Below are 23,827 nucleotides of genomic sequence, written 5' to 3' on the forward strand. Positions count from 1 at the left end.
GGGGTGGAACTATGGATACTACAAAAGTTGCAAATTATAAAATTCAGCTCAATGGCTCGGATTTATCCCCTGACTTATTTAACGCTATAGAAACAGTAACAATTGAAGATGAAATAAATCTGCCAGCACTGTTTAGAATACAAATGAATATGGTGGACAGCGGTAACGGTAAATGGCGAGGAATTGATTTAAAAACTTTCAAACCCGGAGATAAGATATCAATCTCAATGGGGCTTGACAAGCCCGAATTAATGATAAGTGGAGAGATAACCTCTTTGGAGTTGTTGGTAGCCGAGCACAGTTTAGTTGAAATAAGAGGCTACGACATGCTTCACAGGCTGCGTATGGGAACAAGAAACAAGGTTTTTACAAAGAAAAAAGACAGTGAAATTGCCAGTGAAATCGCTAGGGAACATGGTCTCACTCCTCAGGTAGATGACACAAAAACCGTTTATCCATATGTTTTTCAGAATAATATCAGCAATTATGATTTCTTGATTAAAAGAGCTGCATATCTAGACTATGAGCTTTATGCCGAGGATAAGAAATTATACTTTGTTAAGTCTAGGGCTCCTAAAGCCCCTGAACTTCCTGATTTTAATTACAAAAGAGATTATGAGGAACTCAATCTTGAACTCAGAGCATTAACAAAGGGAAGTGAAGTCACAGTAAGAGGTTGGAATGTTAAGGAAAAGAAGGAAATAGAAGCCTTAGCAAAAAAAGGGGATGAAACAACAAAAATGGGTGGAAAAGAATCGGGCTATGAACTAACTGAAAAAAGTATTGAAAAAGCTCCGGTATCCTTCTGGGTTGAAAACCTAATTGATGTTAGTGAAGGTAAAGCGGCAGCGGCGGCAGCGTATAATAGTCTCCTGCGAGAATTTATAACCGGTGAGGGAAAATGCTATGGTAATCCTATGGTCAGGGCAGGGAAATCAGTAAAACTTTTAGGGATAGATGAACGCTTCACTGGAGTTTACTATATTATTTCAACTATCCATAACATAGATAAACAGGGCTATATGACTAAATTTAAGGTAAAGAGGACCGGAATATGAGTGAAAGTATCAGCATTTCAAATTTTACCGAATATGTTCAAAAAGACGAAAAGGTTTTAGGTGTGATGATAGGGGTTGTTATAAAAAATGACTCTGCAAATGACTCTGAAAAGCCTGGGCCGGGTCTTGTAAAGGTACAGATTCCATTACTTGGAATGAAAGAGTCAAATTGGGCCAGAATTGCATCCTTTATGGCGGGAAAAGAGAGAGGAGCTTTTTTCCTTCCTGAAGTAGGTGATGAGGTACTTGTTGCATTTGAAAATGGAGACGTAAATAAGCCCTTTATTATCGGAGCTCTATGGAATGGAAAAGATACACCCCCTGAAGAAAACAGTGATGGAAAAAATAATATCAGGGTTATAAAGTCTCGTAGCGGACATATATTGGAGTTTTCAGACAAAAGCGGTGAAGAAAGAATTTTATTGAAATCCTCAAAAGGCCATATAGTGCAAATTGATGACAAAAATGGAGCTGAAAGTATACAGATTATAGATAAATCAGGTAGTAATGCACTGAATATCAGTACAAAAGACAATAAAATAACTATAAAATCAGGTAAAGATATTGAACTTTCAGCACCTAATGAAAACTTTCAATAAATGCAAAAGATATAGAAGTTAAATCCTCTGCAGCTACAAAAATCGAAGCTTCATCCGCAATGGACATAAAGTCATCCGCTAACATGACTATTAAAGGGGCAACTGTTAACATAAATTAATTACAAGTTTATTATACAAAAGGAGAAGAAGTGTATGGGACAACCAGCTGCAAAGCAAGGCGACCGCATAATAGCAACGGATACGCATATAGAATTAGTTCCGGTGGGGAAAAGCACAGTGCCGACACCAATACCGAATCCTTTTACAGGCATTATAGACGGGAACCTTAGCAGTAATGTAAATATTATGGGAAAGCCAGCTGCAACAGTAGATTCAACAGCTACAAATACACCATCTCATTCCCCGAAATCGGGGCCTTTCCAAAAAGCACCGAAAAATAAGGGCAAAATCTCAGTGGGTAGTGCCACTGTTAAAATAAATGGAAAAATGGCAGCCAGAAACGGAGATACGGCTATTACATGCAATGATCCTGCGGATATTCCGGTGGGGAAGGTAGTTGCTGCAGGTACTGTAATTATCGGAGGCTGAATAAAAAAATACTTTTTATCCTGATGTCACCATTAGCCGGGAACATTGGAGAAATGGAGGGTATATGGAAGTAATAGATTTTTTAGGAAAAGGATTGAAATATCCTGTTTCAGCAAAAAAATCAAAACTGCGTACTTCTGTCGGCGAGGAATCTATAAAGGAATCAATAATGCTTATCCTGGGAACTTCCAGAGGTGAGAGGGTAATGAGACCAGATTTTGGATGTAGACTAAATGACATGCTGTTTTCATCCAATGAACTTGGAACGGCTACATTAATCCAGACCTATGTAGAGGAGGCTTTACTTAATTGGGAACCTAGAATAGAAGTACAGAGCGTATCGGCTACTATGAGCCAGACAGAGCCGACTGTAGAAATCAATATAGAATACATTATAAAGTCCAGTAACAGTAAAGCGAACCTTGTTTATCCATTCTATCTTGAAAGTGTGGGAAGATAATGACAGATATGATACCAAAAATTGATAATCGAAGCCAACAGGATTTGGTTAGTGAAATAAGACGCTTGATACTTTATTATTGCCCTGAATTTGGAAGTATTGATGACATTGTTGCAGACCAAGAACTTGATGCACTTGTAAATATATTTTCCAATATGATGGGACATGTCAATTATTCATTGAATCAGGCATTGGATAAGAATTTTACTGCTTTTCTAAACCTTATAGGAGTTAGTCCTACTTCTCCGATACCGTCAAAAGCACCCTTGGTTTTCAAACTTAAAGATGATTGGGACAAGGATGGATTTATACCTGCAGGCGCTAAGATTTCAGCTCAACCGGAGAATAAAGAAGAGGTTGTTTTTGAAACTCAAAGTGATTTGACGGTAATTAGACCAGACTTAATCAAGGCTATCAGCATAGATCCGCGAGAAGACAAATGGAGCAATTTGGATTTTTTGCTGGATGAAAATAATAGTGGTATTGAGGCAGAACTGTTTAGAGGAGAGTCACCAATAATACACCGCATATACATAGGACATTCAAAATTATTCAGTATAGAAGATGCTGTAGTAAATGTAAAATTACAACTCAATGGTGATAGCGACGATACATACAGCCTTCAGTGGTATTATTTTGACGACAAAGGAGATTCGCAGCCACTGAAGCTTGAAAATGGGAGCAGACAGACTCTTTTACAAACTGGAGGAATTTCATTTTCAGGTATAAAGGGAATTTCTCAAAAGGAAATATCAGGATACAAGAAAGACAATTCCTTTTGTTGCTGGAAAAATCATTGGATTTATGCAGAGTTAAAATCAGCCTTGAAAGATTCAAATCTATTACCTGATGTTGAGGATATAACAATAAGTGTTGATACATTTGCAAGTGGTATTGCTCCGGGAGTAGCAGTATTTAATTACGCACCCATTGACTTAACAAAGGATTTTTTCCCATTTGGAGAAAGACCTATATTTAATGATACTTTTTACTTTGCTTGTAGAGAGGCTTTTTCAAAAAAAGATGCAGATATAACTTTAAATATTAATCTTTCAGATGCAAAAAGTATACCTGATACAAAAAATATTTTACTTGCATGGGAATATTGGAATGGAGTCAAATGGAGTGAATTTGCAAAGACTGGAATATTAGATACATCCGGTAACAGTAAGTTTATAAAGGAAGGTTTAATTTATTCAGATACTACCTATGCCTTAACAAAAAGCGGAGAAATAAAGTTTATATGTCCCGATATACAAATACACAGCATAAACGGTGAGGAAAATTACTGGATACGTGTAAGAATAATCGGGGGCAACTATGGTGAAGATGGAAAGGTTTCATATGTACCAAAGACTGTGTTGTTAAATGATGAGGAAGTTACTTTAACAGAGGCTGAGTACATCGAACCTACATTTAATCCGCCATCAATAAAGGAATTACTAATAGATTATACATATTCATCTCCGAAAGTATTTCCGGAGAATGTTGTAACAGAGAATAACTTTATTATGGGAGAAAAAACTAAGGAGTGTCTTGCCTCAGGAAAAACCTTTAAACTTTTCTCTTCATGTACTGATAAGGAACCTGCCTTATACCTTGGCTTTAACAAAGACATAAGTAATTTGCCTGTTTCTTTATTTTTTCCTCTTACTGGAGATCAGAAAGGCAAAAATCCGGTTGTTGCATGGGAATATTCAAACGGAAGAAAATGGTTGACACTCAGTGTTAATGATGCAGTAAGGGACTTTACAAGGAGAGAGATTCAACAGCTTGTAATTCCTGGGGATATTGAAAAAATACCTCTTTTTGGGTCAGAAATGTTTTGGGTGCGAGCTAGGCTGGAGAGTGCAGATCAAGTTGACGGAGATTACGTAGTTTATCCAAGATTAAGGGCAATTTATTCAAATGCAGTGTGGGCATCTAACTCAAATACAATTCAAAATGAAATCCTGGGTTCAAGTAATGGGGAGCCAAACCAAACATTCCAATTTTCACGTACTCCGGTATTAAATGGTCAAGTGGTAAGGGTAACGGAAACACTTGGACAGAGCAATTCCACAGTATGGGAAGAAGTTCAGACTTTTTCATTATCAGAACCGAACAGCAGGCATTATATGCTTGATAACGAAAGTGGTGTTATTACCTTTGGAGATGGTATAAACGGCATGATTCCCCCTGCTGGAAAAGAGAACATACAGTGTGATTATAAATACGGTGGGGGCTCTTGTGGAAATGTTGAAGCAGATACAATAAAAAAGTTATGGGACAGTTATCCAGGTATCGATTCCGTCACAAACCCCGTAGCAGCTGATGGAGGCTTTGACCAGGAAGAAATAGAGGAAACCAAGAAAAGAGGGCCACACACATTAAAAAGTATGGACAGGGGAATAACCTGTGAAGATATAGAATGGCTTGTTCGTGAGGCTGCACCTCAGATAGCAATTGTAAAGTGCTTTCCAACAATGGATAAGAATCTAGATTTTTGCCCCGGGAAAGCAACAGTAATTGTGGTTCCTGATTATGATGATCCAAAACCTAATCCAAGTCAGGAGCTGCTAAATGAAATAGAGAAATATCTGACTCAACGAATCCCAGCTGTTTTAAATAATTCTGACAGTCCGCGGCTTGACATAATAGGACCTGACTATATAAGAGTCGGAATAGAGGCATCGGTAAAGTACACAAAACCTGAATCTGCAAAAATTATAGAGGGTAATATTATTGAAAATCTAAGGGAGTTTTTGAACCCTTTAAGAGGTGGCCAGGAAAAAACCGGATGGAGCCTTGGGAAAAATCTGTATATATCCGAGGTTTGCTCAGTAATAAAAAATACACCTGGAGTAGACTATATTACAGACATCTCAGTTAAAGCTTCAGTTCAATGTTATACCCTTAACATTGAATTAATAAATGATGTACCCTTTAGACCTACTATTTCTTATCCATCATATTGTGCCGTAAAAAGCAAAGATAACCGAATAATATTTGCATTAGCACAAAAACTCGAGGCAAACAAGGATGTTCGAACCCTCCTTGTAAAAGGATTTAGAGAAGGCGATACAATTATGCTTACCTGTGTAAATTGCCCTCCAAAGGAACTGATTGTGGAATCAGTAGAAGGAGATACACTTCAATGCAGAACTTTTGACGGGGAACCTCTTGAGGTTGATTATCCGGTTGGCAGCGATATAGAAGCTGAGGCTACGCAAGATTTAACCATAAGATCATTCATACTTAATGAATTAAAAGCACAGAGTGAAACATTTTATATCAAAATAGCTGTTCCTGAAGCCAGAGATGTAGTCTTTTTAAGCAGAAATGATGAATATGTCAATACAACACCTCTAAAAATAAGAGAAGTTTTGGAGGGTGACATATTTTTAGAGGAAGATGAACTGGTGTACAGCGGAGAGCATTTCATAAATAAAAAGTCAGAAATTAAATTTCCATACCTTCTTAACAGGGATACAAATGTTATACATGATTCCATCAATCCTGCTGAAGAATGTAATATTGGAGAATTTTTAAAAGAAGACAGAAGATATCTTGAAAAAATCAGTGACGAACCCAAAGGAACAAAATGTAACCTTTGTTTTCCTAAATAAGAATTAGATTTTAATTTCTAATTCTATGAAAAAATATGAAAGACCAGCTAATTAAAGTCAAGAGTTTTTAAGAAAAAGCTTTATGAATTTTTGAAAACTCCTGACATAGAAAAAATGCATAACAACAAGACCACCTTTGCGAAGTAGACATAAAATAGCTGGTCTAAAATGAAATACTGATCCTTGAAAACTAAACATCAAGTGCAGGTACTGCTAAGCTGCTATATGCTTTGCTGCTAATATCTGAGCATGTTCCTGAGGACTGCGTAACTGGTACGGTTTTCTGTCCCTTAGAACAGCAAAGATGTAAATGATGATCTTACGCATAACTGCTCCCAAAGCTACCTTCTTAGGTTTACTCTGGCATTTTTGCTTGTAGAATTCAAGTAATACAGGGTTGCAAGCCTCTTTATTCCGCTTAGTTCGGATATTGGCAAGAGCAGTTGTAAAAAGAACCCTGCGAAGTAGCCTGGAACCTCTCTTGGACATTTTATTCCGTGTGCCGGTAAATTCTCCGGATTGCATCACAGAGGGGTCAATGCCAAAGTAAGCAACCAGTTTTCCCGGCTTAGAGAAAGCGGAAAAATCGCCGATTTCTGCTAGAATGGTGGCAGCAGTAAGAAGGCCAATACCTGGCAGGCTCTGAAAAAGTTCAAGAGTTAATGCTAGCATGGGCATATCCTTTGCCATATCTTCAGCGATCAATAGATGAATGGTTTTTAGGACCTTCGCCAAGTTATCTTCCAGAGTTCTGATCATGGATATGTAGACACCCAGCATAGCAATGTTCGAGGAATTATGAACAGTCAAAGGCGCAAACTCTCTGGCTTTGGAGACCAAAAGATTATACTTTGCAGTTGACCACTTAAGGCTTCTGCGAGAATTCTTCTGGATCAGTGCAATCAACTTGTTCCTGTTCGCTTTAAGAATATGCGCAGGCGTAGGATATTTCTCCAATACTGCAAGAGCAGCCTTTGAAAAGATGTTGGGGAATACATCCTTGAAGTTTAACATGAGTTGGTCAACAATACCCGTAAGCCTGTTTTTGTAGGCAGTAAGTTCGTCAGAGAGCTTGTAGTACTGTCGGCAAAGACTTCGCAGGCATTCAATATCCTCATCGGGGATATTAGTAGTTTTAAGCTCCTGAAATCTGTATAGCAGGGCAATTTTCCGGGCATCAGCTTTATCATTTTTCACTTTTCTGATTCCAATATTTTTGATAGAATCAGTCTGGATGGGGTTTATGATGGAGACCTCCAATCCAGCTTTACAAAGTGAATGGAAAAGGATTTTGTGATAGTGCCCGGTGGATTCCATGACGACGAAAGGCCTAGAATCAAAGTCCTTTTCCGTTTTTTTCAGTAATTCAACGACTCTTTCAACGTCAGAACTGGAATCATGGTGGATCTTCATGCGGGCAATCACTTCATTGGATGGAGAAAGAATTGCCATCTCACTGAAGAATTTACCTACATCGATTCCTGCAATAGGTCTGAAATTCATCAAAATGCCTCCTTAAAAAATTAATGGACTTAAAAGCCTCCATTCCTTCTCATGTAAGCAAACAACCTTGCATGTGACACGAGGAACCAGCTAAAAAGCTGGCCTCAACCAGCCAAATCATGTAGACTTACCGGAATGGAAAAATACTCTTTCATACGGGTAATCGGCCCGCCAAGGTCCGTCCCAGGAGGTGAAACACACACCTTCCAAGTCCGGAAGATATTATACATGATTGTCAAAGTTCAGGCCAACAAACGCTGGCATAATGGCTAAGATGTGAAGCCGGATGATGTGCTTGATGTTTGGAAAAGAATAAAATTTGAAGTGTTATGTTAACTATGACTTTTAATGGGTCGAACAGTGGCTTTGGTCACTGATTTAATACAAAATAATTGTACAAGGAGGTATATAAAATGTCACTGCAAATACAAAAACTGGATGAAATTACGTTCGATGATCTTGTTAAGGAAGCAAAATCATTGATACCAATGCATGCCCCTGAATGGACAAACCATAATCCTTCAGATCCGGGAATTACCTTAATAGAATTATTTGCATGGCTTTGTGAAATGATTATTTACCGAATTGATCAGGTACCGGAAAAAAACAACCTGCGTTTTCTAAAACTTCTGGGGACAGAACTTGAGAAAGGGGAGAAACTAACGTCGGCAATCAGACGTGGTGTGCAGCAGCTTAATGAGTGTACCAGAGCAGTTACTCCCCAGGATTTTGAGTTTCTTGCATTGAAGGCACTTATGGAAAAGCCCGGAATAAAAGAAAACTACCCTGACTTAATTGCAAGAACAATCTGTCTGCCGAACCGAGACATGGAAAACAACAAAACAGAGGAAGCTGGGCAATTTGGTCATGTATCCTTGATATTAATTATGTCAACAAATAATCAGAATGAACTGACCAAAGAAACCTATGACATCAAGCAGTATATTAAAAAATACTTGACGGAAAGAAAAGTACTTACAAACAGAGTACATGTAGTTGATCCTGACTATCAGGAAATAAGAATCAACATGCAGGTCGTTGCGAAAGATAAAAAAATGGGTGATACGGTAAGAGAGGTTATAGAAAAATATATTGACCCTATTACAGGCGGCGAGAATAAAAATGGATGGCCCTTGGGAAGAAATCTTTATGCATCCGACCTCTATTATATTGTGGAAGATATAAAGGGGATTGACCATGTAAAACATATGGAACTGGATGCTCCCCTTCTTAAACCATATCAATTAATACGATTGAAAGAATTAAGCATCGAGGTGGAATAATGAGTAATCACGAAAGCAGTAAATATATCCAGTACCTCCCACGTATTTTTCAAAATGGAAACAATGAAGATGGAGATTTTTTGGGACGTCTGCTAAAGGCTTTTGAACAAATTCTTTCCGGAAAAACGGAGATGCAGGAAACACTGGGAATTGAGGAGATATTAGATGATTTTGATATGTATCTGGACCCTGAACTAACTCCTCCGCAGTTTCTCGAATGGCTTGCAAGTTGGGTTGCTCTGGACTTGGAAGAAGGTATTGAATTTTTTGGAGCAGAAGATACTGCAGAGAAAAATGTCAATCAAGTTCAAATACTGCCACTACATGAAAAACGTTCTTCAGTCAACAGACAAATGATAGGGGCTATTGTTCAGCTATACAAAAAACGCGGAACCTGTGATGGTCTCCTGGAGTACCTGCAACTGTATGCAGGTGAGGAAAGTACTATTTCAATAAATGAATTCCAGGATACGGCAAGAATCGGGGAATCCAGAGAAATAGGTCATAATACCATGGTTGGTAACTCTTCGACTAGTTTCTTTTGTGTAAATGCAATGATTCCGGCTCATAGTAAAAGTATGCTGGAAAACAAGATTGGACTTATACGAAGAGTTATAGAGAATGAAAAGCCATTTTATACAAATTACAGGCTTAATGTAGAGATACCGGAAATGCGGGTCGGGGTTTATTCCAGGGTGGGAAAAGAGACTTTGCTGGGCGGTATGATTGATGAGTAGGACATTAAAGAAGAAATAACATTTTGAATATCCGGAGGAAGTGGCAAAATGGGAAAAGAATTAAAAAGAATGCGCTATTTTGACGGACTGTTTTTGAATGCAGAAGACTATAAACTGGATCAGGATTACCAGAAAAGAATTCAGCAGCTACACAACCGATATCTGCATACTTGGGGAATAATTGCAGGATTAACGGTTGTACCGTTAGAAAACTGTTCAGTAAAAGTACAGGAAGGAATAGCAATTAATCAAGTTGAAACAGAAGATAACAATGAAAGTACAAGTCAGTATATCTACATATATGACGGACATCCGGACAGCATTATTGATTTGTCCCAATACCGTGCAAATGACGAGAGCATTTACATTTATGTTAGTTATGAAGAGGTTGAAGAAGACAAGGAAGACCTGGAAAAGGGCAAAGGCGAAGCAATACATATTTGGGAGAGAGGACGCATCTGGCACAGTACCAAGAAGCCAGATGACGAGAAAAAGTACATAATTCTAGCCAAAGTAGAAGTCGGACTTGCTGCAAATCAAGACGGAAGTGAAAGCAAAAAAGTTATAAGCTCAATATCGTACTATGATGATGATGATGAACAAATTCCACTTAGAAGATATGCAGGTCCCGCTGGGGAAGTATTGTCCTTGCAAAAAATCATATTCAAATTAAATGATGATGTAGCCGGAATGCCATTTATAAGAGCCTTGGAAGAAGAGAAGAGCAAGGGAATTGGTCTTGAGGTTAATTCCACGTTTGCAAATTTCACAGGATCTGTCAGCATTAAGGGGGACTTAGAAGTACATGGAAGTCTTACAGGTATAGGAGCAGTATTTGAAAATGAACTTGAAGTATCAAACACATTCATACAGGTAAACAGTAAAACTGAGAATCACGACACATGGAAGCTACAGGATGGAGGATTGGAAGTATACAGGGACTATGAAGATGGGAAGTCATTAGATGCACGGCTTGTATGGTCGGAATTGGATAAATGCTGGAAAATTGGTTATGAAGGAGAATTGTGGAATATAGGCTATGGCCCGATTTGGGAAAGACTAATAAAAAATGATATTGTAGATGACCTGCACAGACATTCAAAAATCAGTTTTGAAGGTGGTGTAGCCCTTGAGTCAGATAACAAAGGAAATCTTTCTGCATACGGAAATCTGAGTATGAATGACAAGACAATATGGCTTAGGGACAATGGAAATGTCAACAATGGTCTTGGTTGGTACGGTATCGGAAAGCCATTTGCAGGTCTGAATGTAGACGGACCGGTATTATTTGGTCATAAAGGCGGGATATTGGGAACGACAGATGGCGGACAGAGACCTGTTATAACTTGGAATAGCCTTGGAAATGTGGGGATTGGAGAGAGTAATCCAAAAGATGACACAATGGAAGTCAACGGAACAATGCGCATCCTCAGCAATTCAAATCCATTACGTTTTACTTCTGCATGGTCAGGTTTTCCTGATTCAATTACCAATGGTGCTGAAATCAGTAATGATACAAACTACCACAAAGCATTAATGATAGTAGGAAATAGATCGGCGGGTCAAGGCAGAAAAGTAGCTATTTGGGACAGACTTGAAGTAAATGGGTTTTTATATGTAAATGGCAATATGCAGTTAAATCAAGCACTTACGCCAAGTGCAGGAAAAGAAAAAAACAATGGTATTGTATTTCCAAGTGATCCAGGGGGAGGCTCGGGGGATAGTGCATGGATTAGATATTATCCCAGAAGCGGTGAAGCGTGTACTTTGGAGATAGGAACCTCTAACGATGCTGATGATAGCATTTCATTTATGGCATCAGGAAATGTGGGAATAGGAACCTCAAATCCTAATGATAAGCTTGATGTAAGTGGCTATGTAAGACTTTTGAGTAGTTCAAATCCAATAAGGTTCACATCATCTTGGAGCGGATTCCCTGACTATGCAGAAAATCAGGCTGAGATTTGCAATGATACAACAAATTACAAATCTTTGATGATAGTTGGAAACAAGTCAGGAAAACAGGGTAGAAAGGTTTCAATATGGGACAGATTGGAAGTTAATGGTATTTTGAATGTCAGTGGTGATATTCAAACTCAATGTGCAATAGTTCCAAGTATAGGTAATAGCGAAAATAATGGAATTATGTTCCCTAAGGATTATTATGGGGGTACCGGTGATAGTGCATGGATAAGGTATTACTCGGATCAAAGCCGGGGCGGCGGTGAAAACATGACTCTTGAGATTGGTATCGCCAATGATGTTGGAACAGGAGGATATTATGGAGGCGGTGATCGTATAAAGCTTACTGCCAGCGGTGGCGTTTATATAGATGGATATTTTTACTACAGTTCATCTAGGGAGCTTAAGGAAAACATAACATCTCTTACAACGAAAAAAGCAAAACAAATTCTGGATGGAATGAATCCTGTTACTTTCAATTTTAAGGGAGACAATGAAAAAACAACTTTGGGCTTCATAGCAGAGGAGATGCCGGGATCTGTTGCTGCAAATGATCAAAAAGCTATTAGCCCTATGGAAATAATTGCGGTATTAACTAGTGTTGTAAAGGATCAGAGAGAGGCCATAAATCAACTTCAGCAGCAAATAGAAGCATTAGCCGGTTAATCAAAATATAGGAGGTTTTAAATATGAATGAGCAAATTGATGCAAGGATAAAAGAACTCAAGGCAGAACTTGAGTCCGGACAGAAAGCAATGGAAAATCTGGAAGTGCAGCGTACAAATATTGTGTATACTCTTTTAAGAATTAATGGAGCCATACAGGCACTTGAAGAGCTTATACAAGAAGAATCCTCTGATTCCTGATGAAAAGAATAAATTTTAGTGCCGAGGATGGCATCATTTTGAGTATCCGGAGGAAGAGGAAATGGGAAAAGAATTAAAGAGAATGAAATATTTTGACGGACTCTTTTTGAAGGCGGAAGACTATAAACAGGATAAAGAGTACATTAGGAGAATTCAGGGTTTCCATAACCGGTACTTACATACTTGGGGTATAGTCTGTGGTCTTGAGGTGAAGCCAGTAATAGACAGCAGTATGGAGGTTGTTGTTACAGAAGGAGCTGCACTGGACTTAACCAATATCGGAACTTATGGATTAGAAGAGAGTACCAGCAGGCAAATAATTATATACGAGGGGCATCCGGATAATCCACTTGATCTTTCGGACTATCCGGCAGAAGAAAACATTTATATCTTTGTTAGCTATTGTGAAATCGAAGCTGATCGGGACAATGAGAAAGGTCAAGGTCAGGAAATACATTTATGGGAACGTGGAAAAATCAGTCACGCAAATAAAAAACCCGAAAACTGCAAAGAAAATATCATATTAGCAAGAGTTGTACCTAAAAAAGTTGAGAAAAAAATAACAAATAGCGACGGCAGTATCAGTACATATTATGAAGTAGTTGTAGACAGTACATGTATTTTTGAAGACGATGTTGACGGAACTCCTTTGAGAGTATATGCCGGTCCATATGCCAAAGTTTTAGAACTTAAAAAGTTTATTTTCAAATTAGGTGAAGATTTAAATAACATGCCTAATATTTCTTCAATACCTGAAGAAGATAAAGTTAATGTCCAACAACTTGATATAGATTCCAAATATGTGAAATTTAATGGCAATGTGGACGTAGTTAATGATTTAAAGTTTGAAGGAAGTTTAATCCACAAAAAAGACGGTGAAACTATGGGGGAACTTCTCGTCAATAAGAGCTTCTTTCAAGTAAACAGCAAAAATGATGATTGTCCTGAAATCTGGAAACTTAGGGACGGAGGTCTTGAAGTTTTTCGTGGAGGCCTTGAAGGTACACCTGATGCCAGAATAGTATGGTCTGAGAGCGACAAAGTGTGGAAAGCAGGACTAGGAAATGATCTTTATCCTATTGTATACGGGGATACGTGGGAGAAGCTAAATAATAAGGATAAAAGGCATTTTACTGATAATATGCATGAACACAGCAAACTATTTTCTTCAACTAAAGGAACAATGTTGTCTGTAAATGAAGTCGGAGACATATCTTCTTTAGTAAATATGGTATTTCCCCAAAAAGACATATCATTTTTATCAGGTTCACTGTCATGTTATGGAGACGGTAAATCATTTGCAAATAATGATGTAGATGGCCCTGTATTAACAGGAAAAAAGAACGGTATTCTCGGCACAGCTGAGAATGATCAGAAGCTGGTTCTTTCCTGGAAAAACAACGGGAATGTTGGTATTGGAACAATAAATCCATCTGATACTCTTGAAGTTTGTGGCAGTACAAGAGTACTTGGAGGATTAAATCCAATAAGGTTTACTTCTCAATGGACTGCTTTTCCTGATATTACAACAAATCAGGCAGAAATATGTAATGATACAACAGTACACAAAGCCCTGATGATTGTAGGAAACCAGTCTGCAGGACAGGGGAGGAAAGTAGCAATATGGGACAGGTTGGATGTTAACGGAGTACTAAGTATAAATGGAAACATGCAAGTTTCCAAGGGGCTGACCTTGAGTGCAGGAGCAGGCAATAATGGTATAATTTTTCCAAGTAACCCCGGTGGAGGTTCAGCGGACAGTGCTTGGATAAAGTATTATCCCAAATATGGAGAAGCATGTACCTTGGAAATAGGTACTTCAAATGACAGTGACGACAACATATGTATTTTAACACCCAGCAATGTAGGGGTAGGGACCTATACACCCTTGGACAAATTGGATGTGACTGGAACCGCACAATTTATGAGTGGCTTAAACCCCATACGTTTTACAAAAAAGTGGAGCGGATTCCCGGATATAGCCTCAAGAAATGCTGAAATATCCAACGATACAGAAGACTATAAAACACTAATGATAGTAGGAAACAGATCGGGTGGACAGGGTAGAAAGGTTTCAATATGGGATCATCTGGATGTTAACGGACCATTAATAACTACCGGAAATATGCAGGTAAAGGGAGCAATAATACCGGGAGTTGGAAATTGCAACGTAAAAGGAATAATGTTTGAAAGACCTAAAAACACTGATGATGCTGCGTGGATTAGATACTATTCAGATACACTCCGCGGAGGCGGAGAAAATATGACACTTGAGATAGGAATCGCAAATGACACAAATATTGAAACATACACACAAAATTATTTTGTTTCCACATGTCCTTGGAATATTCCTAACGGCTGTGGTTATTGGAAGACGGTAACCACTACAATAATAGGAAACAAGGGAGACAGAATACGTTTGAGGGCAAGCGGCGGTACATACATTGAAGGACACTTCTATTATACGTCTACAAAAGAAGCAAAAGAAAATATAAAGAAACTTAAAGAAGAAAAAGTAAGAAGTACCATTGATAGTCTTGAACCGGTTGAGTTTAATTTCAAAGGGGATAGGAAAAGAAAAACAATGGGCTTTATTGCAGAGGATGTTCCTGATATTCTTGCATCCGGTGATAAAAAAGCCATTAGCCCAATGGAAATACTTACGGTACTAGTAGGAGAAGTAAAAGAACAGGAAAATTTAATTAAAAAACTCAAGAAAAAGGTTGCAGAATTGCAAGCCTGATATAAAGCTAAACTAATTAATAAGAGGATTATCATATCCACTAAAAAAGGAGGATTTATTAATGAAAGAAAAGATTGAAGAAAGAATTAAGGAATTAAAAGGTGAATTTGAAAATGGTCAAAAGATACTAGAGGACTTGGATGCTAAACGTGCAGGCCTCAACCAGACTCTTTTACGTATAAGCGGTGCTATACAGGCTTTAGAGGAATTAATGCCTGAAGAAAATGTTCCTGAGCAATAAAAGTTATAAAATGAACTGTACTTCTGTAAGTGAACATAAAAGGATTGGCACAGGAAAATCTGAGAAATTGGAGGAACAATAAAATGTCAAACGAAATCAAGCGTATGAATTATTTCGATGGACTATTGCTAAAAAAAGAAGACCTTGAGCTTGATCAAGACTATCATAAAAATTTTCACCGTATGCACAACAGGTTTTTTCATAACTGGGGAATTGTAGATGGCCTCAAGGTCGAAGCAGTAGGAAACTATCCTCAGGTAAAGGTGACTAAAGGACTGGCACTAAATAGTACAATAGATGAAAAAACTAAAGAGAAAATCAGTCAGGAGATATGGATTAGTGATAACCATCCGGATAACCCCGTAAACTTATCTGAATATGATGTAAATGAAGATATTTACATCATGGTATCATATAAAGAAGTAGAATCAGATGTAGATATCAAAAAGGGCGGGGATAAAAAAATCCACATTTGGGAGCGCTCAGAAATAAAACACAGCAGAATTAAACCAGACCCGAAAACCAAGGACGAAATTACAGACATCATTGTAGCGCGTGTCAGGTTAAAGGATGCAGGCTCAGGACAAAAGACCATTGAAGGAATTTACGATACGGCAGAAGATGGAGTAGTACACGCTGTTACGCAGGGAACTTCACAGGAGTTTCAGAAAATTTCAATAGGTGCACAGGAAAAAACAAATCTTCCATACATAGACGGGCTTTCAGATCCAACCCTTGGTCAAAATGATGGATTGGAAGTTCATTCACCGTATACGAAATTTTCAGGTTCAGTAATAACAGGAAACTTAAAAGCAAATGGTAATACAGATTTAAATGGAGCATTATCAGTTAATATTAATAATGTACCCGCCCTAAAAGTTGATTCAAAAGGCAGTGTGACTATATCCAAGACTGCTGCAGTAGCAGGTGTCCTGTCAGCGACGGGAGGACTTAATGTAAGCGGTGACAATACAACTATTGATACAACACATGTGGTTATGACTGGTAATATGCTTACGGTAAACAAGTATACCCCAAAGGACAATGAAACAGAACCAAGATTACAGAGCAGTGGCGTTGAAGTATACAGAAGCAAAGAGCTTCCATATGCAAAACTGATTTGGGATGAGAATGAAAAAGTTTGGAAGGCAGGAACCGACAAGAAGGACGATATTCCTGAAAGCGGTATATATAAGCTTGCATATGGTCCTGATTGGGATGCAATGCATAATGGTTCAAATGTGGACAATCTTCATAAACACAGTTATATACATGATGCCAATGGAAATATTTCATTGACAGCTGAAGATGGAAATGTCAATGTAACCAACGATATAGTTGTAGGAGGAACAATAGTAACCCAAAATGGTATTGAAGTGCCGGGCAACGATTTGAAGGCGAAACTTATATGGAATAAAAGTGACCGTCGCTGGCAAATTGGTATAGAAAATGACATGTACAATATACCATATGGCAGAGCATGGGAAGATTTAACAACTGGCACAAATGCGGACTCACTTCATACACACAGTGAAGTTTATAACAATGATGGAGATTTGGCAATAAGTGTAGGTCCCACAGGAGATGTTAAAATCAACTCGAATCTGACAGTGGGTGAAGACCTTACAGTACAAGGAACGCTGACGGTACTAAATCCGGCTACGGAATATAAGCAAATTAATCAGGTAGTCACAGAAAATGTAGTAATTGTCAATAAACCTGATAATGGGCAAGCTCCTGTTAAAGAAGGTGGCTTGGAAGTATATCGTGGAGATGGTTATGAAAATGCAAGAATAATATGGGATGAAGGTAGCTCCACATGGAAAATGGGAACAGGCAGTAATATGTCGGAAATACCATCAGGTATTGAGTGGGAGTACCTTACACATGGACAGGTTATTGACAATATGCACAGCCATGGAAAACTTTCAATGGAGGATGGAACAGTAGTTGCAGCCGTTGACAAGAATGGTAATGTAGATATTGATAAAAATCTAAGTGTTTCAGGAAATCTTATTGTAGATAATGACGAGTATATTCAGGGTGACGTTGACGTAAAAGGTTCTGTTACAATAGATGGTGATTTGACTGTAATAGGAACTCCAACTGTAATCAAACAAAATATTCTTGAAATAGAAAACAACACAATCATGGCCAACAAATATACAGGGGCAGCTCAGCCTATAAATAATGAAGGTGGTTTGGAAGTATATCGCGGCAGTGATTCTAATCAAGCACGACTTGTTTGGAATGAAAAAGAAGGAATCTGGAAAGTTGGCACAAAAAATTCCATGTACGAGCTTGCGTATGGAGATAAATGGGAAGTTTTAACTAAGAATAAGATAGCTGATAACCTTCATTGGCATTCATCAGTATGTGATACCAAGGGTAATACTGCAATCAGTACTGTAGCAGATGACAGAATCACAATAAATAAACCAACGGAGGTTAAAGGAGATCTTGATGTAACTGGAAACATAAATTTGACTGGAGACCTTAAAGTAGTTGGCTCAGTTACAAATGTAGAGAAAACTGATCTTAAAGTCCAGGACAATGTAATACTTCTTAACAAATTTGATGGAGATGAAATACCTTTAAATGAAAGTGGATTAGAAATTTTCAGGGGAACTTCAAAAGACAATGCCCGATTGATATGGGATGAAAAGGATTCTATATGGAAAATAGGCGTTGGAAATAACCTTAGTGAAATAGCTTGTGGATCTGCATGGCAGAAACTTTCTAAAAAAGGTAACGCAGATGCTCTTCATACCCACGGTCAGCTTTACAATACAAAGGGCAACATACTTTCTTTAAGTACAACATCAACAGGAAATGTTGACATAAAACACGACTTGACTGTAAGTCAAGACCTTACTGTATCCGGAAACCTTAATGTAAAAGGTGATGTAACAGCAATAAAAAGTACCAATATAGAACTTGAAGGTAACAAACTTACTATGAATAAAAGTGAGTCTGGAGAGGTTAAAAAGGGAACAAGTACTCTTTCGGTTTACAGGGGGCTTGATGAAAAAAGTGCAATTCTTAGTTGGGACGAAGAGGCAGGAGTATGGAAAATAGGAATGTCCGATTGGACCTGGGCTCAGGAATATAGTGGTCAGGAAATGGTTCCGTCGGGTAATTCAGCATGTTTGGTTGTTAACAATGATGGAAGTATACAGACTCCTATTGCAAAAATAGAGAAAGAATTAAGCACTGGAAGTGCACTAATCGGAGATGTCCTTTCACTTCAAAAGGATGGTATACAGATAAACAGAGTAAACGAGACAGCAACATATTTGAAGTTTGATACGAATTTTTGGAAATTGGGATTTGGAGATGTTAATTGTATCAGTGCTACCAGCAACGGGATGGTTGGAATAGGTAAATTAAATCCAGAAGAAAGGCTTGACGTAGATGGAAATGCAATTGTACACGGCAACATGGAAATTATTGGTAACTCCGAAGTTAAAGGTAAATTATCTGCTGGAAGTGCTGACATAAACGGTAGCTTAAATTTAGGCGGAAGTATAGTATTGAACGGGGGAATAGAAGTCAAAAGACAGGTTGCCTCGGACGGAACAGAACGACCTAATGCCAAAATTTTATGGGATGAACAAAAATGTGCATGGACATTTGGATTTGGTGACCATTTATTTGAACTAAATCTCAACAATACATTTCTTCCTTCAAAATTATATACAAGCGGCGGTGGTGGCGTTGTAGTAGTTGTGGACAATTACGGTAATGTCAAAATAGGTGATGCAAAGACTACTGGAGGAAAACTTGACATATACAGTGATACATTTGTTAACGGTAAATTAACATTAGCAAACTCTTCGGGTACAACATTAAAAATTGCTGCTGAAGGTTTGGAGATACCCAGAAACACCGAAAAGCCGGCCAAATTACTCTGGAATGAAAAGAACAAGGTCTGGCAAGCAGGAATAGAAGGTTCCATTCAAGAAATCTGCTTAGGGAATCATACACACAATAATGTATGTACTTCTACTGGGACAGAAGTAATTTATGTTGATAACAGTGGAAACGTTGGGGTTGGAAAGAGCATACCCGAAGCAAAACTTGATGTTGCAGGAAATTTAAGGGTAACTTCAGTTGATGTCTCTGGAAGTCTTATTGCAAAAGGCAATGTCAAGAGTGAAACTGCTGATGTAAACGGTACGTTAAAAGCTGGCAATATCAGTATAACCAATGACTTGACAATAGGTGGTAATCTGGTTGTAAATGGTGACACAGTTACAGTTAATACAAAAACATTAGAAGTTGAAGATAATATTATAACTCTAAACAAGTATAATTCTCAGACTCAACCTGTCCCCAATCAAGCCGGAATCGAGGTGTTCCGCGGAGGTACCGTAAACAATGCCCAGATTATATGGGATGAACTGGGTAAGGTATGGCAAGCAGGGACTACAGATAAAATGAAAACCATATGCTTTACTGACCATACGCACCCAGAATATAATTATAGCGGAATTTCAGAGCTTACTGCAGCATTAAAAGTAAGTAATGGGAATATAGGTATAGGAACTCCAACACCTTCCGAAAAGCTATCCGTTACAGGGGATGTAGGAGTTTCAGGAACTGTGAAGACTTCTAATCTAGTTACAAATACTATAAGAACAAATAGCGAGAGTATAAGTATAACAGGAAATGTTGGAGTTACAGGAGCACTATCAGTCGGTAAAGGCGTCGTTACAAAAATAGATAAAGGAATTGAAGTAACAGGAAGTAACTCAAATACGGGTAAAATTACATGGAATGAATCAAGTGGAGCATGGCAAGCAGGTAACATCAATAATATGAAAACCATATGTTTTACTGACCATACGCACCCAGAATATAATTATAGCGGAATTTCAGAGCTTACTGCAGCATTAAAAGTAAGTAATGGGAATATAGGTATAGGAACTCCAACACCTTCCGAAAAGCTATCCGTTACAGGGGATGTAGGAGTTTCAGGAACTGTGAAGACTTCTAATCTAGTTACAAATACTATAAGAACAAATAGCGAGAGTATAAGTTTAACAGGAAATGTAGAAGTTTCAGGAGCACTATCAGTCGGTAAAAGCGTCGTTACAAAATTAAATAAGGGAATTGAAGTAACAGGAAGTAACTCAACTAAGGGTATAATTACATGGAATGAATCAAGTGGAGAATGGCAAGCAGGTACTACCGATGACATGAAAACCATATGCTTTACTGACCATACACACCCAGAGTTTAATCTTACTTCAGCATTAACAGTAAGTAATGGAAATATAGGCATAGGAACTTCATCACCTACCGAAAAGCTATCCGTTGCAGGAAATGTAGTAGTTACAGGAACACTGTCAGCGAGTGGTACAATAATAAATAATACTGGAATTGAATTAACCAGAATCGACCAAAATAACGCCAAGATTTTCTGGGATGAAAAAACTACCTCATGGAAAGCCGGTACAAAAACAGACTCTGACCAAATAGCTCTTAGTAAACATACACATAACACCCTTTATTCAAAAACTGATCCCATAGTAAATGTAAGTGATGATGGTGACGTAGGAATAGGTAGAACTCCTGAAAATGGAGTCAGATTGTCTGTAGAAGGTGATATTAAGGCTAATAACATAACAGCAACGACATTGACCCAAACGTCATCTAGAACCCTTAAGGAAAATATATCAGCACTGCCATTAAAAACAGCAATAGATTTATTGAAAAAACTAAATCCTGTCACATTTGATTATAAAAATGACAGTTTGAAAAAACATAATATAGGTTTTATTGCGGAGGATGTTCCTGAGATATTTGCCAGTGATGATTGCAAATCAATATCAGTAATGGATATTGTAGCAGTATTAACATCTGTAGTAAAAAAACAACACTCTGAATCAATAGCAATAAAGAAACAACTGTCTGCATTACAAAAACAGGTAGCAGGATTACTTGGAGTTTAAAACATTTAACAGCTGCTGTTGTGCTAACAATTGATATGCTCTCTTCTTAGTAGACAAGTGAAATAGTAAAAAACTTGTTTGCTTAGAGGAGAGCATATTTTATGTCAATAAGAAAGATAAAGATATTACACAATGAGATAAAATATTGAATTTATTGCTGCCCCATTGCAGCAATTATTGTAGACATAAAATGAGTAAGTGTTATATTATGATCATGTTGGACATATTAATGATATACACATTATATTGAGGTATTTATGGAGACAAAAAAGGTTGTTGAAATAGCAGTATTAGCTGCAGAAATACTGTTGAGCAATGGAGCAGAAGCTTACAGAGTAGAGGATACTATATCTAAAATATGTAGTTCGTATGGTTTAACTGGTGAATGTATTTCAAATCTTACCGGTATTTTTATTTCAATAACAGGTCCAGACGGTGAAATGGTTACATCAATAAAAAGGATACGTCAAAGGCGTGTGGATTTGTACAGGGTTGAACTCATAAACTCCTTTTCAAGAAGCCTGATGGAAAAACCTGTTTCATATGAAGAAGCAAAGCGAATTCTAAGGGATATAACCGATGCTCCAAGCTTTAACCTTGGAATAAGATTAATGGCAGCCAGTATGACCTCATTTGTATATACATTATTTTTTAAGGGAACCATTCCTGATGCGATAGTAGCTTTGATAATCAGCCTGGGAATTTATTTTATTCTTCAAAAAATTGACGAAGTTGGTTTTTTTCAATTTCTCCAATACTTTTTATCCGGGTTATTAATAGGAGCATTAAGTATCTCAATACAGCATTTGCTTCCTATTATTCAAAAGGATAATGTAATAACCGGAGCAATAATTGTACTATTACCTGGAGTATCCCTCACAAACGGCATAAAGGATATACTGTATGGTGACTATGTTTCTGGACTTGCACAATTTGGCGAGGCTGTACTTATAATTATTGCAATGAGTGCAGGTATAGTAAGTGCATTATCGCTATTTATGAAATGGATGTGATTTTATGTTTCAGCAAACCGTGCTGGCTTTTTTTGGAAGTATATTTCCGGTTATACTATTTAATATTGATAGGAGAAAAATACTATGGGCAGGTTTTTGTGGAGCTATTGGCTGGATTATATACAGCCTTGTATATGAAAATACAAACAATCCCATATTGTCATCTTTTTTTGGTGGGCTTACTGTTGGTATTTACAGTGAATCCATGGCAAGAATACTTAAAACACCTACATTTGAATTTTTGATACCAGGAATATTTCCACTGGTACCGGGAATGATGGCATATAGAACACTGCTATTTATAGTAGAAAATAACATGTCCTCAGCTTTCAGCAGCGGAACTCAGACATTAGCAGTAGGCGGTGCAATCGGTTTTGGAATAATGCTTGCAACTACAATTTTTAAATTTATATCGAGAATACAAAAGAACAGAAAAAAGTTGCTAACCAAATTATAATATTTAGCTATTGATTAATATACATCTATTTGAAATATCATTTCCAATAGAAGAATTATTTGCTCTGTGTATTTGATAATCGCTTTTGGTACATTAATTCAAAACCACATTTGCTCCAATATAAAGGACTAAAATTTATTGCATTATTTTTTACTAATTGTCACATATGTATTGTAATCCTACAATTACCGTTAATTGAAAAGTTAAATTCCACTGTAAATTTTAATTCCACAATGAAGAGTAAATTCCACTAAATCAAGTCTTTGAACTATATTCTTTGTGCCTGAAATATAGTATAATAAGCATACAGAAATTGCTCTGAAGAAAAAATTGCATGGCAAACAGCCGACTGGAGGATTTTTTGTAAAACTAAATTCCACTCGGAATAGAGTTGATATTGAGGTTTCTATCCGCAGTTTTAACTCTTGGTTTGTGTTTCTATTTCAGCAGTTTTGGTTTTAGGATGATATCGTCGCAGGATATCTCTCTTAGTCCGAATGCATTTAATGCATGTTTTTCCAGTAGCAATTGAGCCAGTTCTAATGGGGTTCTACCATTTAGACTGGCTCTTGCTGTACTGTTAATATGATTTGCAAGTCTTGTTACATCCCATTGCGTTAGTTTATCAAAGGATGAGCCTTTGGGAAGAACAGAACGTATATATTCGTGGTTCTTTTCTATACCTGGTTTTTGCCACGAAGCCATAGGATCACAAAAAAATATGGATGTGCGTATGGTATTATCAATCCCACATTCCAGTCCTTCTGGGTTTGAAAACTCCGTACCTCTGT

16 protein-coding genes (1 of these 16 running past the window's edge) are annotated in these 23,827 nt (G+C 37.6%); 14 read left to right on the forward strand and 2 right to left on the reverse strand.

Annotated elements, in window-relative coordinates; all coding sequences use genetic code 11:
• Positions 1 to 11: 11 nt before the first annotated feature.
• The 5 genes from K412_RS0114140 (at position 12) to K412_RS0114160 (ending at position 6,274) form a co-directional block, all read left to right on the forward strand.
• On the forward strand, positions 12 to 1,058 hold the full coding sequence (locus tag K412_RS0114140; protein WP_024833724.1) for a phage late control D family protein: 1,047 nt from the start codon (positions 12 to 14) through the stop codon (positions 1,056 to 1,058).
• Positions 1,055 to 1,657, forward strand: coding sequence for a phage baseplate assembly protein V (locus tag K412_RS20835; RefSeq protein WP_242835628.1), 603 nt, complete (start codon positions 1,055 to 1,057; stop codon positions 1,655 to 1,657). The genes K412_RS0114140 and K412_RS20835 overlap by 4 nt, the downstream gene beginning before the upstream one ends.
• Positions 1,658 to 1,810: 153 nt before the next feature.
• Positions 1,811 to 2,206, forward strand: coding sequence for a PAAR domain-containing protein (locus tag K412_RS0114150; RefSeq protein ID WP_024833725.1), 396 nt, complete (start codon positions 1,811 to 1,813; stop codon positions 2,204 to 2,206).
• 64 nt (positions 2,207 to 2,270) lie between these two features.
• Positions 2,271 to 2,666: a GPW/gp25 family protein gene (locus tag K412_RS0114155; RefSeq protein WP_024833726.1), complete on the forward strand. Its 396-nt coding sequence runs from the start codon at positions 2,271 to 2,273 to the stop codon at positions 2,664 to 2,666.
• Positions 2,666 to 6,274, forward strand: a complete 3,609-nt coding sequence (locus tag K412_RS0114160; protein WP_024833727.1) for a putative baseplate assembly protein — start codon at positions 2,666 to 2,668, stop codon at positions 6,272 to 6,274. The genes K412_RS0114155 and K412_RS0114160 overlap by 1 nt, the downstream gene beginning before the upstream one ends.
• Positions 6,275 to 6,487: 213 nt before the next feature.
• Here K412_RS0114160 and K412_RS0114165 read toward each other — a convergent pair whose 3' ends face one another.
• Positions 6,488 to 7,777, reverse strand: coding sequence for an IS110 family RNA-guided transposase (locus K412_RS0114165; protein ID WP_024832178.1), 1,290 nt, complete (start codon positions 7,775 to 7,777; stop codon positions 6,488 to 6,490).
• A gap of 413 nt (positions 7,778 to 8,190) precedes the next feature.
• Between K412_RS0114165 and K412_RS0114170 the strand changes: the two genes are divergently transcribed.
• From K412_RS0114170 to K412_RS0114210, 9 genes are all read left to right on the forward strand, one after another.
• On the forward strand, positions 8,191 to 9,060 hold the full coding sequence (locus K412_RS0114170; RefSeq protein WP_024833728.1) for a baseplate J/gp47 family protein: 870 nt from the start codon (positions 8,191 to 8,193) through the stop codon (positions 9,058 to 9,060).
• On the forward strand, positions 9,060 to 9,797 hold the full coding sequence (locus tag K412_RS0114175; RefSeq protein WP_024833729.1) for a tail protein: 738 nt from the start codon (positions 9,060 to 9,062) through the stop codon (positions 9,795 to 9,797). The genes K412_RS0114170 and K412_RS0114175 overlap by 1 nt, the downstream gene beginning before the upstream one ends.
• A gap of 48 nt (positions 9,798 to 9,845) precedes the next feature.
• Positions 9,846 to 12,425 (forward strand): tail fiber domain-containing protein, encoded by a 2,580-nt coding sequence (locus K412_RS0114180; protein WP_024833730.1) that lies wholly within the window; start codon positions 9,846 to 9,848, stop codon positions 12,423 to 12,425.
• A gap of 23 nt (positions 12,426 to 12,448) precedes the next feature.
• Positions 12,449 to 12,625 (forward strand): hypothetical protein, encoded by a 177-nt coding sequence (locus K412_RS22540; protein WP_173585625.1) that lies wholly within the window; start codon positions 12,449 to 12,451, stop codon positions 12,623 to 12,625.
• A gap of 61 nt (positions 12,626 to 12,686) precedes the next feature.
• Positions 12,687 to 15,368: a tail fiber domain-containing protein gene (locus tag K412_RS0114190; RefSeq protein ID WP_024833731.1), complete on the forward strand. Its 2,682-nt coding sequence runs from the start codon at positions 12,687 to 12,689 to the stop codon at positions 15,366 to 15,368.
• Positions 15,369 to 15,429: 61 nt separating this feature from the next.
• Positions 15,430 to 15,609 (forward strand): hypothetical protein, encoded by a 180-nt coding sequence (locus K412_RS0114195; RefSeq protein ID WP_024833732.1) that lies wholly within the window; start codon positions 15,430 to 15,432, stop codon positions 15,607 to 15,609.
• An 83-nt stretch (positions 15,610 to 15,692) separates the two neighbouring features.
• Positions 15,693 to 21,566 (forward strand): tail fiber domain-containing protein, encoded by a 5,874-nt coding sequence (locus K412_RS0114200; protein WP_024833733.1) that lies wholly within the window; start codon positions 15,693 to 15,695, stop codon positions 21,564 to 21,566.
• 257 nt (positions 21,567 to 21,823) lie between these two features.
• Positions 21,824 to 22,579 carry a threonine/serine exporter family protein gene (locus K412_RS0114205; protein WP_024833734.1) on the forward strand — a complete coding sequence of 252 codons (756 nt, stop codon included), beginning with the start codon at positions 21,824 to 21,826 and terminating at the stop codon, positions 22,577 to 22,579.
• A 4-nt stretch (positions 22,580 to 22,583) separates the two neighbouring features.
• Positions 22,584 to 23,036 (forward strand): threonine/serine exporter family protein, encoded by a 453-nt coding sequence (locus K412_RS0114210; RefSeq protein WP_024833735.1) that lies wholly within the window; start codon positions 22,584 to 22,586, stop codon positions 23,034 to 23,036.
• Between the two features lie 438 nt (positions 23,037 to 23,474).
• On the opposite strand, the gene K412_RS0114215 is transcribed toward K412_RS0114210, so the two are convergent.
• Positions 23,475 to 23,827, reverse strand: partial view of an IS30 family transposase gene (locus K412_RS0114215; RefSeq protein ID WP_024833736.1) — the 3' end only. The gene runs 949 nt beyond the window's last position; the window shows 353 of its 1,302 coding nt (coding positions 950–1,302); its start codon lies beyond the right edge, outside the window; the stop codon is at positions 23,475 to 23,477.

It is taken from the genome of Ruminiclostridium josui JCM 17888 (genome assembly GCF_000526495.1).
Classification (GTDB): domain Bacteria; phylum Bacillota; class Clostridia; order Acetivibrionales; family DSM-1351; genus Ruminiclostridium; species Ruminiclostridium josui.